Origin of the sequence: Herbidospora sp. NBRC 101105 (genome assembly GCF_030269205.1) — a bacterium.
Lineage (GTDB): Bacteria > Actinomycetota > Actinomycetes > Streptosporangiales > Streptosporangiaceae > Herbidospora > Herbidospora solisilvae.
This window is the reverse complement of record NZ_BSSX01000007.1, coordinates 545,351-559,403: the sequence shown is the minus strand read 5'-3', so window position 1 is coordinate 559,403 and position 14,053 is coordinate 545,351. Positions and strand designations below refer to the sequence as shown.

Genomic DNA, 14,053 nt, shown 5'->3' with positions numbered 1-14,053 from the left:
CCCGGAGCGGGCCGGCCCGTCGGGGCGCCGACCGAGCCGCCCACGACGGGCAGGCTCACGGAAGGTGGTGTACTCGGGGCGAACCGCCCACGCGAGCGGGCTCATGTCACGTGGTCGCGCCTTGGCCGAGCCGCCCACCCTCACGGCATGTGGTCGCGCCTTGGCCGAGCCGCCCACCCTCACGGCATGTGGTCGCGCCTTGGCCGAATCGCCCACGATCACGGCACGTGGGCGTGCTTGGGCCGGGTCGGCATCGGCAACGGTCCGGCCAAAGAGCAGCGAACGGCTTCGGTGTCACCTTCTGGTTCGGTTGCCTCGAAGAGGCGGGTTTCATCGCCGGGAGGTGTCCAGGGCCGCGAAGTAGTCGTTGTAGCGGGTCAGTTCGCGTTCGACCGGTTCGATCACCAGGTCCTGGGCCACGCCCGCCACGCGGCGGCGCATGTCCCTCTCCAGCCGGTCGCGTTCCTTCCCGGCGGCCATCACCACGAAGTTGCGGCTCGCGACGGCCGACAGGAGGCCCACTCCCAGCACGCTGACCATCATCAGGACCACCCACGGCAGCGCCGCCACGTCACCCAGCAGTTCCGCCGGGGGCTCGCCGACCTTCAGGACCCCGTAGGCCACGATCGAGCCGATCAGGCCGAGGCCCGCCACGAACAGGAGCACGAGGAGGAGTTGCCACACCTTCGCCAGCCGCCACCAGCCCGGCACCCGGTCCAGGGGCGGCGCGATCTCGGCCAGTTCGTCGGTCAGGACCTTGGGGAGCTGGCCCGACCGTGAGCGGGCCGCGTCGCGGACCGCGTCCTGCCAGGGTTCGGGCATGCCCTGGGTCAGGCCGTCGGACAGGGCCTGGACGGCGTTGTCCACCTCGGCCGGCTGGGCGTGGACGGAGTCGGAGACCAGGGTGCGGATCTCGTCTTTCACGTCGCCGAGCTTGAGGTGCTTCAGGGGGTCGCCGCGGAACCGGGAGGCCCAGCGGCCCCACGGCCAGCCGACCCAGTCGATCGAGCGGGTTCCGTAGACGTTCTCCAGGGCCTCGCCCACGGCGGAGGCGCCGACGGCGTCGCACAGGGCGTCGGTCAGGCCGGCCCGGCGGGCGGGGTCGACCGTGGGGTCGACCTTGAGCATGGCCGGCATGTCCTTGGCCAGGCGGAGCATCAGGCGGTCGAGGTCGGCCTCCAGGCGCAGGTAGCCGGCCCGGCGGGCGCTGACCGACTCGGCCAGCTCCGCCCGCAGGTCGTCGACGCCGCCGCCCGTCACGGCCGAGGTGGCGACCACGCGGGGGTTGTCGACGCCCTCGCGGGCCAGCAGGTCGCGGAGGTCGGTCAGGCACTCCTCGACCTCCTCCGGGGTCAGGCGGTCGGCCTGGTTGAGGGCGAAGACCGTCACGGCGTCGTGGCCGGCGAGTTCGGTCACGTAGCGGCGGTGGGTGGAGGCGTCGGCGTACTTCTGGGGGTCGAGGACCCAGACGATCAGGTCGGCCGACGTGATGAGGCGGTCGGCCTCGGTGTCGGTCAGGGCGCGGATCGAGTCGTGGTCGGGGAGGTCGAGCAGGATCAGGCCGTTGAGCTGGCCGTCGTCCTTGTCGAGGGCGCTGGCCCGGGAGAAGCGGTGGCGCCACTGGATCTGGAGCCAGTCGAGCAGGGGGGCGGCGCCCTCCAAACCCCACACGCACGCGTGGGTGCGGGCCGTGGTGGGACGCCGGACGCCCGTGGGTGACAGGTCGAGGCCCGAGATGGCGTTGAACAGGGACGACTTGCCGCTGCCCGTGCCGCCCGCCAGGGCCACGACGGTGTGGTCGGAGGACAGTTTGAGACGGTTGCCGGCCCGGATGATGAGCTGGGTCGCCTCGGTCAGCAGGTCGGGGTCTTCGCGGCCCTGGCCGAGATCGACCACCCTGGTCAGGGCGGCCAGCCGCGTGCCGAGGCCGTGCCTCGGCTCGGCGGTGATCGTCATCGGGCGACCTCGAGGTTGTAGGTGGCCTGGTAGAGCCGGGTGGCCGCGGACTCGTCGGGGATCCCGGCTCCGTCGAGGGCGTCGACGTAGCGCAGCGTCTCGTCGTCGAACAGTAAACCGACGCGGGCGCGCAGGTCGGAGCGGGCCTTGGCGCTGATGCTGCGCAGCGACTCGGCGCCGAGCAGGCCGCGCAGGAGCCGCTGCGGGAGGGCTCCGTTGCCTCCGGGGGCGTCGCCGGTGCCGTAGCCGAGCAGGCCGACGGTGAAAATCAGGGCGAGCGACTCGACGTCGAAGGAGACCAGGCGGGCGACAGAGCGCTTCGTGACGCCCTCGGTGCGGACCAGCTCGGTCACGTGGTCCTGCCACGAGGCGACCATGCGGGCGGTGCGGCGGTCGACGTCGTCGGCCGGGCGGCCCAGGCCGGGCAGGGCGGCCAGGCGGTCGCCCGCTCCGGCGCGCTGGCGCCAGCGGGTGACGACCTCTTCCGAGGCACGGTGCACGGCCGTGCTGATGACCGATTCGAGGCCGCTGCGCAGGGCGTCGCGCAGGGCGCCGAGGCGTTCGGGGCCGTGGTTCTTGGCCCGGCGGATCTGGAGGGTGCGCATCAGGTCGCCGGAGCCGGCGAAGTCCTGCCAGCGGGCCAGCACCTCACCGCGCAGCAACGAGCCGTCGCGGGTCGACTCCTCGATCTCGGCCAGGGCTCCGGAGAACGCCGCGTCGATGTCCGAGCGCAGGTCGGCCCGCAGGGCCACCTGGGTCTCCAGGTGGCGGGCCAGCGCGGGGACGCGGGCGCGGAAGCTGTTGAGCACGCCGTTCAGGGTCGCCTGGACGGCCAGGGCCCGGCGCTGCTCGTCGACCGACAACTCCGACAACCACATGCGCAGGTCGGCCACCTCCTCGTCGGGGAGGCGGCCGTCGGTGACGGTGGTCTCGTTGACGATGAAGCGCTCCACCTCGCCGAGGCCGTATTCGTCGAGCATGCGGGTGAAGTGTTTGGCCACGACCTCGCGGGAGCGCACCGGGACGCGGGACAGGACGATCACCAGGCGGGCGCCGCGTTCCTTGGCGAGTTTGAGCAGGCCCCACGAGGGGGCGTCGGCGTAGCGGGCCGCGCTGGTGACGAAGACCCACAGGTCGGCGGCGTCGAGCATGCGGTGGGCGATGTCGTGGTGTTCCTCGACGACCGAGTCGATGTCGGGGGTGTCGAGCAGGGCGACGCCCTGGGGCAGCCACTTGGTGGAGGTGACCACGATCGAGTCGGCGCCCGGGCCCTCCCCGGGTTCCGGGACGCGGTTGAGGCCGCGCAGCAGCGTGCCCTTGGTGAACCAGCGTTCGTCGGCCGGGTTGCAGACCAGGACGGGGGTGCCGGTGGTGGGGCGGCGGACGCCGGTGGCGCTGACGGTCTGCGCGGCGAGGGTGTTGACCAGGGTGGACTTCCCGGCCCCCGTCGATCCGGCGACGACGATCAGGGCGGGGGCGGTGCTCATGTGGACGCGGGGGATGACGTAGTCGTCGAGCTGGGCGAGCACGGCCGCCTGGGACTTGCGGGCCTCGTCGGCGCCGGGCACGTCGAGGCCGAGGTGGAGGCCGGTGACGGCCTCGCGGAGCTGGCTGAGGGCGTCGGTGAGGGCGCCCGACACCTGTTCCGGGAGGGCGAACTCCTCTTCGTAGAGGTCGTCGTCCTCGTTCTGGTCTTCGTCTGGAGCCGCCTCATCGGGGGGCTCGTCGTCTCTGATCGCCCGGAAGTTCAGTGTCTGCTCGCCGGGCGACTCGGGTTCTTCCTCGGGCATGGCGGCCTCGTCTGCGGGTTCGGACCGCGGTGTCTGGTTGGCAGCCTTCATCGGGCTCGCTCCGCTCGCACCATCTCGATCTCCTGACCGACCTTGACGACGTCGCCGACGACGACGATCGCCGGTGGCCGTACGCCCGCGGAGGTGACGCGCTCAGCCACGTCGCGCAAGGTGGCGCGCACCGCCCGCTGGGTGGGAAGAGTACCGTCCTGTACCACCATTACGGGAGTTTCCGGTGAACGTCCCTCACGCTGCAAAGCGTCGGCGATCTCCGCGATGCGTTCCACGGCCATCAGCAGTATCAGGGTTCCCTCTGATCCCGCCAATAGCCGCCAGTCGACGGTCGAGGCCGGATGTCCGGGGGCGACGTGCACCGAGACGACGTGGAAGTCCTGGCTGACGCCCCGATGGGTGACCGGCACGCCCGCCGCGGCGGGCACCGCGACCGCACTGGTGATCCCAGGTACGACCGTCACGGGCACCCCGGCCTCGGCGCAGGCGAGCATCTCCTCGCCGCCCCGGCCGAAGACGAACGGGTCGCCGCCCTTCAGGCGGACCACGAACTTCCCGTCGAGGGCCCGCGAGACGAGCAGCTCGTTGATCTTCTCCTGGGGCAGGAACCGGCCGTAGGGGACCTTGGCGGCGTCGATGAGCTCGACGTCGGCGGAGAGCTCGTCGAGCAGGGAACGCGGGATGAGCCGGTCGGCGATCACGACGTCGGCCTGGGCGAGAAGCTGGCGTCCCCGGACGGTGATCAGGCCGGGGTCGCCGGGGCCGCCGCCGACGAGGGCGACGCCGACGGGCTTGTCACGGTGGCGGCGGGCGTCGATGGCGCCGTCGCGGATCGCGTCGACGACCGCGTCGCGGATGCCGGCCGCCCGGCGCGGGTCTCCCCCGGCGGTGACCGCGACGCCGATCTCGTCGACCCGGCCGCTGGCCGGGGTCCAGGCCGCGGAGGCGTCCTTGTCGTCGGCGCGGACGCACCAGATGCGCTTGGCCTCGGCCTCTTCGGCGATGGCGGCGTTGGCGGCGCGGTCGCTGGTGCAGGCGTGCACCAGCCAGGCGTCGTCGACGTCGCCCGGCTGGTAGCGGCGGCGTTCCCAGGTGACGCGGCCGTCGGCGATCAGGTCGTCGAGCGCGGGCGTCGCACTGGGCGAGACCAGCGTGACCGCGGCACCGGCATCGAGCAGGGCGGGGATGCGGCGCTGGGCGACCCGGCCGCCACCGACGACCAGCACCCGCCGCCCGTCGAGCCGCAGGCCGAGCAGATAGGGGGCCATTTCTCCCTCGTTGTGGCACAGGTTTCGTTAGGCAGTAAACCTACCGGCTGACCTGTGACGCGACTCAAGAGATCGCCGGTATCGGTCTTGTCCCACCCAAAGTAGTGACCTCGGTCACACTGCCGTCGAGTGGGTAATTGACCACAGAACGGCGCTTATCGCAACTCCTACTGTCATCCGCAAGCACCCAGAAGCGACAAAACAGGAGTTGCCCGAAATGCTGCGCAAGCTCATCGTCCCCGGTCTCGCCCTCGCCGCCACCGCGATCACCGCCGCGACCGCCGCCGCCCCCGCCGCCGCCCACCCCGGCCACGGCTCCTCCTCCGCGCAGGGCGGCGCCCAGTCCGTACAGCAGGCTCCCGACGCCTACTTCGCGGCCACGCTGCTCGGCAAGAACGAGGTCAAGGCCCCCGGCACGAAGGTCGGCGACAAGGACGGCATCGCGCTCGCGGTGTTCCGCATCCACGGCAACAAGGTCGAGTACGCCGTCCGCTGGCAGGGCACCGCCGCCCCCACCGCCTTCCACATCCACCAGGGCGTGAAGGGCAGGAACGGCGACGTGAAGATCGGCTTCTTCATGGGGTCGGCCCTGCCGGGCACGCTGAGCGCGGTCAAGGGCAGCGTGACCGTCAACGACGGGGCCCTGCTCAACCGGATCCGCAACAACCCCGCCGGCTGGTACGCCAACCTGCACACCGGCGAGTTCCCCGGCGGCGCCGTGCGGGCCCAGCTCCACCGCATCAAGCCCGTCCACCTCGACACGGTGCTGGCCACCGGCTCGCGCTCGACGCTCACCGCGATCGCCGACGGCCGGCAGGAGGTCCCGGCGGCCGGGACCAAGGTCGGCGACAAGAACGGCAAGGCCGTCTGGCTGGTCTGGGTGAAGGGCACCAAGGTCCACTTCGCGACGGTCTGGAAGAACATCGCGCAGCCGACCCTCGCGCACATCCACAAGGCGCCCAAGGGCAAGAACGGCCCGGTCGTCGTCGACTTCTTCTCGGCCCCCTCGGGCCTCCCGGCGGGCGTGAACGGCATCGCCGGCACCGGGACGGCCTCGTCGTCGGTCGCCAAGGGCATCAAGAAGAACCCGAAGAACTGGTACACCAACCTGCACACCAGCGAGTTCCCCGGCGGCGCGGTGCGCGGCCAGCTGCACGGCGGCGGCTGGTAGACCGGCCTGGTCAGCGACCGTCGAGCAGGGGTTGGCGGGGGTCCCACGGCTCGCCCGACCGTCTGCGGGCGATCGCCGACAGGGCCTCCAGCACGACCCGGTTGCCCAGCAGGGCGGTGATGTCGGCGTGGTCGTAGGGCGGCGCGACCTCCACGACCTCCAGGCCGACGACCGGCAGTTCGTAGCAGATGCGCCGCACCGAGTCGAGCAGCTCCCTGGCCGACAGGCCCCCCGGTTCGGGGGTGCCGGTGCCGGGGGCGTGGCCCGGGTCGCAGACGTCGATGTCGACCGACAGGAAGATGCCGTCGCAGTCGTCCAGGGCGATGGCGAAGGCCTCGGTCAGGCACTCGGACAGGCCTCTGTGGACGATCTCCGTCATCTCGTACGAGCGCATGTTCTGCCCGGCCATCCACGACAGGACCTCCGGGCCGGGCCAGTAGCCGCGCAGGCCGATCTGGAGGAACCGGTCGCCCCGGATGGCGCCCGACTCGATCAGGCGGCGCATGGGCTGGCCGTGGCCGTAGAGGTGGCCGAACTCGATGTCGCCGGTGTCCGCGTGGGCGTCGAAGTGGATCATCGAGACGCGGCCGAAGCCGTGGTGGCGGGCCACGCCCCGGGCGTCGGGCAGGGCGATCGAGTGGTCGCCGCCCAGGACGACCGGGATGGCGCCGGAGGCGGCGATCGTGTGCACGGCCGCCTCGATGTCGCGGATCGAGTTCTCCAGGTCGCCCGAGAAGCACTCGACGTCGCCGGCGTCGAGGACCCGGATGTCCCTGAGCCCGTCGACCCGCAGGGCGAGACTCGGGCGGGAGCCGTCGTGGGCCATGTAGCAGGCCTGGCGCATGGCCGTCGGGCCGAACCGGGCGCCGGGGCGGTGGCTGGTGCCGCCGTCGAAGGGGGCGCCCAGGATGACGACGTCGGCGCCCTCGAACGAGGCGGGGTCGGTCAGGTCGCAGCGGTCGACACCGAGGAAGGTGATGTCGGGCCCGTACATGGGGCCGTAGCGGGTCATGCGAGGTCCTCCTTGTCGGTGACTCCGGCGGCGTCGAAGGTGGCGACCTCGTGCAGCACCCGGGCCGCGGCGACGACGAGCGGGTGGGCGAGCAGACCGCCCGTGCCCTCGCCCAGGCGGAGTTCCAGGTCGACGAGCGGGCGCAGCCCGAGATGGGCCAGCGCGGCGGTGTGGCCGGGCTCCGCGGAACGGTGGCCGGCGATCCAGTAGCCGGTCGCGTCGGGCTCGATCGCGGCGGCGGCCAGCGCGGCCGCTCCGGCGATCACGCCGTCGAGGATGACGGGGATCCGCAACTCCGCGGCTTTCAGCAGATATCCGGCTATGGCGGCGTGCTCCAGTCCGCCCAGCGCAGCCAGCGGGTCGAGGCCGCGGTTGACCTCCAGCGCCCGGGCGACCACCGCGATCTTGTGGGCGAGCATGGCGTCGTCGATCCCGGTCCCGCGTCCCGTGACCTCGCCCGGCTCCTTGCCCGTGTACGCGCAGATCAGCGCCGCCGAGGCCGTCGTGTTGGCGATGCCCATGTCGCCGGTGACCAGGCACCGGGCCCCCTGCGCCACCAGCCGCTCGGCCACCTCGGCGCCGGCCGCCCTGGCCTGCCGCGCCTCCGCGTCGGTCATCGCGGGGCCCAGCGACAGGTCGGCGGTGCCCCTTCTCACCTTGCGCGACACCAGGCCGGGCGCGTCCGGCAGGTCGCCGTTGACGCCCACGTCCACCACGGTCACCGACGCGCCGACCTGGCCCGCGAAGGCGTTCGCCACCGCACCGCCGGCCAGGAAGTTGGCGACCATCTGCTGGGTCACCTCTTGGGGCCAGGGAGAGACCCCCTGCGCGTGTACGCCGTGATCCGCCGCGAAGATCGCCAGCGCCACCGGCTCGGGAAGCGGCGGCGGCGAGACCGCCGCGATGCCCGCCAGCCGCACGGCCACGTCCTCAAGAGCGCCGAGCGCGCCCCTCGGCTTGGTCAGGCGGTCGTGGTGGGCGCCGGCCTCGGCCATGGCGGCGGGGTCAAGCGGGGAGATCATCGCGGGCCTCCTTCAGGGCCGCCAGGAAGGCGGCCGTCGTCTCATCGTCGCGCACGGCCACGCGCAGCCACTCGGGGCCCAGGCCCGGGAAGGTGTCGGCCCGCCTGACGGCGAAGCCCTTCTCCCGGAGGAGGGTCCTGAGGCGGAGGGCGTGCGGGAGGCGTACACAGACGAAGGAGCCCCGGGCCTCCGGCACCACATAACCCCCCAGAGCCGTCAGGCCGTCGGCGAGGACCTGCCGCCTCCCCGCCATCTCCTCGGCCCATCGAGCGGCCTCGGCCTGAGCGCGCGGCGAGACGCACGCCTCGGCGGCGGCCAGCGCGGGCGTGGAGACCGCCCAGAGCGGCTGCGCCTCCCGCATCGCGGCGACGAGTTCCGGCGGGCCGATGACGTAACCGATCCGGAGCCCGGCCAGGCCCCAGGTCTTGGTGAGGCTGCGGACGACCACCAGACCGGGCAACCTGACCGAGGCCAGCGATTCCGGCTCTCCGGGCACACAGTCGGCGAACGCCTCGTCGACCACCAGGTAGCGCCATTCCCGGGCGAGCTTGGCGATCGTCGCGGCAGGGTGCAGAACAGACGTGGGGTTGGTCGGATTGCCGATCATCACCAGATCGGCCTCATCGGGGACGAGTGAGGCGTCCAGGACGAACGGCTCGGGCAACACCACCCGGTCGGGCACCAGCCCGACGGCCCGCAACGCCGCCTCGGGCTCGGTGAACTGAGGATGCACGACGACCGGCTTGGCCGTGGCGCAGACGCGGGCCAGCAGGGTGAACGCCTCGGCCGCGCCCACCGTGAGCAGGACCTCATCAGGGTTCCGCCCGTGGTGTTCGGCGACGATCCGGGTGGCCCGTTCCGCGTTCGGATATGCCGAGATTTCCGACATCGAGGAGATGAGGATCTCGCGGAGCCACTCCGGCGGCATGCCCTGCCGGACGTTCACCGCCAGATCCACCAGGCCAGGGCCGACCTCGCTGTCCCCGTGATGGCGGAGACCGTGGTGGTCGACCACGTGCTGCCCGGCCTGATCGGGCTCGTGATCGGTGGACCCGCAGTCGTCGGACGCGACCGGCATCAGACGCGGGCCGGGACCGGGAAGATCTCCTGGAGCCGTTCGGTGGCCAGGGCCTGGGCGTAGCGCTGGCGGGCCGTCGTCGCGGCGGCGCCCGCCAGGGCCTCCTCGTAGCGGTCGATGACCACGTCGGCCAGGCCCTCGCAGTCGCCGATGACCTCGGCGCAGCGGATGTCGAGGCCCTCGTGGTTGGCGCCGTAGGCGAGGGCCTGGGCCCAGATGCGCTCCAGCACGCCGCCGGCGAACAGCACGTAGGGCAGCACGATGACCCGCTTGGCGCCCAGGCGGCGGCAGCGCTCCAGGCCGCCGGGCACGCCCGGCCGCGCGTGGGACACGTAGGCCGTCTCGACCGTCAGGTAGTCGGCCGCGTGGGTCTCCCAGAACAGCCGCGACACGCGGTGGACCTCGGCGTTGGCCGACGTGCTCGGCGAGCCGTGGCCCACCAGGACGACGGCGGTCTCGCTGAGCGCGATCGGCTCGGGCTCCTCGACGAAGGTGCCGCGCACGAACGTGGGCATGTCGGCCGCGGCGTCGGCGAGGCGTTCGGCCAGCAGTTCCAGGATGCGCGGGTCGGGGCCGAGCGGGCGGCCCAGGTCGTAGCCGAGCGTCGGGTGGAGCTCCTGGGCCAGCGCCAGCGTGCCGGGGATGTCGCCCAGCGCGGCGCGGTCGCCGGTGAGGCTCAGCGGCTGGGCGACGAGGTGGTGGTGGCCGCGCGCGACGAGCGAGGCGACGGAATCGGCGAGCGGTGGCCGGGCTCCGGTGACGAAGCCGCCGGAGACGTCCGCGACGTCGCCGTCGAGGCGGCAACGGAGCCGATGAACGAACCGGCCGAATTCGGCTACGCCGGTATCGTCATGCGTGCCGTGCCCGATGAGCAGCAGCGGCGGTCTCATCTCAACGATCTCCCCTGGCTTGACCTGCTCCGCAAAGATAGCCGAGCTTGTCGTGCAATGGGGCATTCTTCCTAGGTTTGCCCAGCTCAGAGCTCACCGATCAAGAGACCGTAAACCACCGTGTCGGCCCTGCCGCCCGGAATCGGGATGGCTCCGCGCAGAACGCCTTCCTCGGCGAAACCGGCCTTCTCGGCCACTTTCCGGCTCGCCGTGTTGCCCACGGCGATCATCAACTGGACCCGCGCGTACCCCTGGGCGAACAGGAAAGCGGTGAGGGTGCGGACGGCCTCGACGGCGTACCCCTGCCGCCGCGCCCACGGCGAGATCCAGTAGCCGATCTCGGCGTCGCCGCGTTCGCGGTCGGCCCGCACCACCGACACCGCGCCGGCCAGCCGCCCGCCCTCGACCGGTTCGAGGGCGTAGGTCACGGTCTGCCGCCGGTCGGTGTGGGCCTGGCGGGTGGTCCAGTCGAGCGCCTTCTCCAGCGTGTAGTCGACCGCCCACGGCATCCAGCGCGCGATCTCGGGGTCGTCGCGCACGGCGGCCAGCACGTCGAACGCGTCGCGCTTGGCGAACGGCCGCAGCTCCAGCCGGTCGCCCGCCAGCCGGGAGGGGAACCCGCCCGGCCGGTCGCCGCGCAGCAGGCCGAACACGACCACGTCATGGGGCCCGTCGTCTTCGAACCCGGCGCCGCGCAGCAGTCCCTCGCGGGTGAACCCGGCCTTCTCGGCGACCCGGATCGAGGCGGCGTTGCCCGCGATGGCGCGCAGTTCGACCCGCCGCAGCCGGGCCGGGCCGAGCGCCCAGGCGGCCAGCCCGCCGAGGGCCTCGGGGGCGTAGCCGTTGCCCCGGTGGTCGGGGTGCACGCCGTAGCCGACCTCGGTCGTGCCGGCGCCCCAGTGGGTCTTGAACAGGCTGATCGCTCCGACGATGCGGCCGTGGCGCTCGATCGCCAGGTGGATGCCCTGGCCCGACCGGCGCAGTTCGTGGACGCCGTTGACGAGCCACGACACGATCCCGCCCGCGTAACCGGGGGCTCCCGGCGGCAGCGCGGTCGGGTGGGCGCCGTCCTGCACGATCGCCCGGACCTGGTCGTGGTCGGAGGGGCGGAAGTTCCGCAGGACGAGCCGGTCGGTGGCGATGGACAGGCGCTCGTCGAACACGCCCAATACCGTACGACTACCCGATGGCGATGACGACCTCGAGCGTGCGCGGCCCGTGCACGCCCTCGACCCGGTTCAGCTCGATGTCGCTCGTGGCCGAGGGGCCGCTGATCCACGTGAGCGGCCGGGTGGGGTCGAGGCGGGCGATCGCGTCGGGCACGTTCGGCACGATCTGGTCGTCGCGCACCACGCACAGGTGGTAGTCGGGGATGAGGGTCTGCGCGCGGGTGCCCTGGCCGGGCCCGGCGTCGAGGACGATCGTGCCGGTCTCCGCGATGGCGACGGCGCAGGTGGAGACCACTCCGTCGGGTTCGCCTTCCGAGGGGGCGTACATATCGGAAGGAAAGCCTGCCGGAACGGTCAGCACCCTGCCCTCGGTGATCCGGGCCAGGGTCGAGGCCACCTCGGCGCGCGGTACGACGTGCACGATCGCCTTGTAGTCGCGCACCCGTTCGGCGAACAGCTCCACGTCGCCCGGTTCGCCGGTCGCGCCCCGGTAGCCGCGCACGATCCCGGCCTCGGGCGCGCCTTCGACGGCCGACCGGATGCGCCGCAGGATGACCTCGCGTGCCGCCCCACTCATGACTTCCCCTCCCTGATCCACCAGTCGCGGAACGACTCGGCGGGGATCTCCGGCATGTCGCGGGTGTCGGTCCAGGCCGACAGCGGGCCGGGCAGCCGCTTGGGCACCAGCCTGCGCATCCGCCCGCCGAACCGCTGCGCCTTGGCCAGCCGCTTCGACCGCTCGAAGACCCACCCGGCGGCGGCCATGCCCGCTCTCTCGGTACGGGGGTGCCGCGCCTTAGCGCGCAGGTCGACCAGCACCGACGGGATGTCGATGGCGACCGGGCAGACCTCGTAACAGGCGCCGCAGAGCGACGACGCGTAGGGCAGCGACCGGTCGAGCTCGCTGTCCATGCCCCTGAGCTGCGGCGTCAGGATGGCCCCGATCGGCCCCGGATAGACCGAGCCGTAGGCGTGCCCGCCGGCGCGCTCGTAGACCGGGCAGACGTTCAGGCAGGCCGAGCAGCGGATGCACCGCAGCGCCTGGCGTCCCACCTTGTCGGCCAGGACCGAGGTGCGCCCGTTGTCGAGCAGCACGAGATGGAACTCCTGGCCTTCCGTCGCGCCGGTCCACATCGAGGTGTACGGGTTCATGCGCTCCCCCGTGGAGCTGCGCGGCAGCAGCTGGAGGAACACCTCCAGGTCCTGCCACGTGGGCAGCAGCTTCTCGATGCCGACCACGCTGATCAGGGTCTTGGGCAGCGTGAGGCACATGCGCCCGTTGCCCTCCGACTCCAGCACCACCAGCGTGCCGGTCTCGGCGATCATGAAGTTGGCCCCCGAGATGGCGACCTTGGCCTCCAGGAAGCGTTTGCGCAGGTAGAGCCGGGCCGCCTCGGCGAGGGCGCGCGGCTCGTCGGTCAGGTCCTTCGGGGCCCCGGCCATCTTCCTGAGGAAGAGCTCGCGGATCTCGGCCCGGTTGCGGTGGATCGCCGGGACCAGGATGTGGGACGGGAAGTCGTCGCCGAGCTGCACGATCAGCTCGGCGAGGTCGGTCTCGAACGCCTCGATGCCCTCTTCGGCGAGCGCCTCGTTGAGGCCGATCTCCATGGTGGCCATCGACTTGACCTTCACGACCTCGGTCTCGCCGGTGTCCTTGACCAGGCGGGTCACGATCCGGTTGGCCTCGGCGGCGTCGCGGGCCCAGTGGACGACGCCCCCGGCCGCGGTGACCTTCTCCTCCAGCTCGACCAGGTAGCGGTCGAGGTTCCTGAGCGTGTGGTCCTTGATGGTCTTACCGGCCTGGCGGAGCTCGGCCCAGTCGTCGAGCTCGCCCACCACGGCGGCGCGCTTGCCCCGGATCGTGTGGGTGGCCTTGCGCAGGTTGAACCTGAGCTGACTGTTCTGCACGGCCTTGGCGGCGTTCTTCGGGAACGCGGGCATGCCGACGAAGACGCCGCTCATCCGGCGTTCTCCTCGGTCGACGCGAGGATCTCGGCGAGGTGGAGCACGCGTACCCCCGACTTCTGGCGCTTGAGCGTGCCGCCGATGTGCAGCAGGCACGAGTTGTCGGCGGCGCAGAGCACCTCGGCGCCGGTCTTCATCACGTTGCCGATCTTGTCGGCGCACATCGCCGCGCTGACGTCGCGGTTCTTGACGGCGAAGGTGCCCCCGAAGCCGCAGCACTCCTCGGCGCCCGGCAGCGGGACCAGCTCCAGGCCCCGGACGTTCTCCAGCAGCCGGAACGGCTTGTCGCCCACCTTCAGGCCGCGCAGGGAGTGGCAGGTCGGGTGGTAGGTGACCTTGTGTGGGAAGTAGGCGCCCACGTCGGTGACGCCCAGGACGTCGACCAGGAACTCCGACAGGTCGTACACCTTCGGGACGTTCTCGATGCCGAGGTGGGGGTACTGCTCGCGGACCATCGCGGCGCACGAGCCGCTCGGCGCGACGACGGCGTCGTAACCGGCGAAGGTGGCCGTGAACCGATCGGCCAGTCTGACCGCCTCGTCGCGGTAGCCGGTGTTCAGGTGCATCTGTCCGCAGCACGTCTGGGCGAGGGGGAAGTCGACCTCGACCCCGAGCCGCCGCAGCAGCCCGACGGCCGCCTTCCCCGTGCCGGGGAAGAGTGTGTCGTTGACACAGGTGATGAAGAGCGCGACCCGCACCGGGACTCCCGCAGGTATGGTC

General features: G+C 72.1%; 12 protein-coding genes. 1 reads left to right on the top strand and 11 read right to left on the bottom strand.

The window, feature by feature from the left end; genetic code table 11:
* Positions 1-330 precede the first annotated feature (330 nt).
* The 3 genes from QSK34_RS29330 to cobA are packed head-to-tail and all read right to left on the bottom strand — an operon-like array spanning position 331 to position 5,026.
* Positions 331-1,956 carry a GTPase family protein gene (locus tag QSK34_RS29330; protein WP_285588709.1) on the bottom strand — a complete coding sequence of 542 codons (1,626 nt, stop codon included), beginning with the start codon at positions 1,954-1,956 and terminating at the stop codon, positions 331-333.
* Positions 1,953-3,746: a dynamin family protein gene (locus QSK34_RS29325; RefSeq protein ID WP_285588707.1), complete on the bottom strand. Its 1,794-nt coding sequence runs from the start codon at positions 3,744-3,746 to the stop codon at positions 1,953-1,955. Before QSK34_RS29325 ends, QSK34_RS29330 begins: the two co-directional genes overlap by 4 nt.
* Positions 3,747-3,793: 47 nt before the next feature.
* On the bottom strand, positions 3,794-5,026 hold the full coding sequence (gene cobA, locus QSK34_RS29320; protein WP_285588704.1) for a uroporphyrinogen-III C-methyltransferase: 1,233 nt from the start codon (positions 5,024-5,026) through the stop codon (positions 3,794-3,796).
* 217 nt (positions 5,027-5,243) lie between these two features.
* Between cobA and QSK34_RS29315 the strand changes: the two genes are divergently transcribed.
* On the top strand, positions 5,244-6,197 hold the full coding sequence (locus QSK34_RS29315) for a CHRD domain-containing protein (protein WP_285588703.1): 954 nt from the start codon (positions 5,244-5,246) through the stop codon (positions 6,195-6,197).
* A 10-nt stretch (positions 6,198-6,207) separates the two neighbouring features.
* Here the strand turns inward: QSK34_RS29315 and speB are convergent, their stop codons facing one another.
* The 8 genes from speB to QSK34_RS29275 all read right to left on the bottom strand — a co-directional run bounded on the left by speB (position 6,208) and on the right by QSK34_RS29275 (position 14,031).
* Positions 6,208-7,209, bottom strand: a complete 1,002-nt coding sequence (gene speB / locus QSK34_RS29310) for an agmatinase (protein WP_161482134.1) — start codon at positions 7,207-7,209, stop codon at positions 6,208-6,210.
* Positions 7,206-8,231, bottom strand: a complete 1,026-nt coding sequence (gene cobT / locus QSK34_RS29305) for a nicotinate-nucleotide--dimethylbenzimidazole phosphoribosyltransferase (RefSeq protein ID WP_285588702.1) — start codon at positions 8,229-8,231, stop codon at positions 7,206-7,208. The genes speB and cobT overlap by 4 nt, the downstream gene beginning before the upstream one ends.
* Entirely contained in the window at positions 8,215-9,309 is a 1,095-nt protein-coding gene (gene cobC, locus QSK34_RS29300; RefSeq protein ID WP_285588700.1) for an Rv2231c family histidinol phosphate aminotransferase CobC, read from the bottom strand. The genes cobT and cobC overlap by 17 nt, the downstream gene beginning before the upstream one ends.
* The gene (locus QSK34_RS29295; protein ID WP_081898935.1) at positions 9,309-10,199 is read right to left on the bottom strand and encodes a sirohydrochlorin chelatase; all 891 of its coding nucleotides are present in this window, start codon (positions 10,197-10,199) and stop codon (positions 9,309-9,311) included. The genes cobC and QSK34_RS29295 overlap by 1 nt, the downstream gene beginning before the upstream one ends.
* 86 nt (positions 10,200-10,285) lie before the next feature.
* Positions 10,286-11,362, bottom strand: coding sequence for a GNAT family N-acetyltransferase (locus tag QSK34_RS29290; protein WP_285588695.1), 1,077 nt, complete (start codon positions 11,360-11,362; stop codon positions 10,286-10,288).
* 16 nt (positions 11,363-11,378) lie between these two features.
* A complete protein-coding gene (locus QSK34_RS29285; protein ID WP_285588693.1) occupies positions 11,379-11,945 on the bottom strand; it encodes a LutC/YkgG family protein in 567 nt (188 codons plus the stop codon).
* Entirely contained in the window at positions 11,942-13,330 is a 1,389-nt protein-coding gene (locus tag QSK34_RS29280; protein ID WP_285588691.1) for a lactate utilization protein B, read from the bottom strand. The genes QSK34_RS29285 and QSK34_RS29280 overlap by 4 nt, the downstream gene beginning before the upstream one ends.
* A complete protein-coding gene (locus QSK34_RS29275; RefSeq protein WP_285588689.1) occupies positions 13,327-14,031 on the bottom strand; it encodes a (Fe-S)-binding protein in 705 nt (234 codons plus the stop codon). Before QSK34_RS29275 ends, QSK34_RS29280 begins: the two co-directional genes overlap by 4 nt.
* Positions 14,032-14,053: the final 22 nt, after the last annotated feature.

Bases quoted from the DNA above. Each gene is read 5' to 3' on its own strand.
- QSK34_RS29330 (WP_285588709.1), bottom strand. From the start codon at position 1,956: ATGACGATCACCGCCGAGCCGAGGCACGGCCTCGGCACGCGGCTGGCC.
- QSK34_RS29325 (WP_285588707.1), bottom strand. From the start codon at position 3,746: ATGCCCGAGGAAGAACCCGAGTCGCCCGGCGAGCAGACACTGAACTTC.
- cobA (WP_285588704.1), bottom strand. From the start codon at position 5,026: ATGGCCCCCTATCTGCTCGGCCTGCGGCTCGACGGGCGGCGGGTGCTG.
- QSK34_RS29315 (WP_285588703.1), top strand. From the start codon at position 5,244: ATGCTGCGCAAGCTCATCGTCCCCGGTCTCGCCCTCGCCGCCACCGCG.
- speB (WP_161482134.1), bottom strand. From the start codon at position 7,209: ATGACCCGCTACGGCCCCATGTACGGGCCCGACATCACCTTCCTCGGT.
- cobT (WP_285588702.1), bottom strand. From the start codon at position 8,231: ATGATCTCCCCGCTTGACCCCGCCGCCATGGCCGAGGCCGGCGCCCAC.
- cobC (WP_285588700.1), bottom strand. From the start codon at position 9,309: ATGCCGGTCGCGTCCGACGACTGCGGGTCCACCGATCACGAGCCCGAT.
- QSK34_RS29295 (WP_081898935.1), bottom strand. From the start codon at position 10,199: ATGAGACCGCCGCTGCTGCTCATCGGGCACGGCACGCATGACGATACC.
- QSK34_RS29285 (WP_285588693.1), bottom strand. From the start codon at position 11,945: ATGAGTGGGGCGGCACGCGAGGTCATCCTGCGGCGCATCCGGTCGGCC.
- QSK34_RS29280 (WP_285588691.1), bottom strand. From the start codon at position 13,330: ATGAGCGGCGTCTTCGTCGGCATGCCCGCGTTCCCGAAGAACGCCGCC.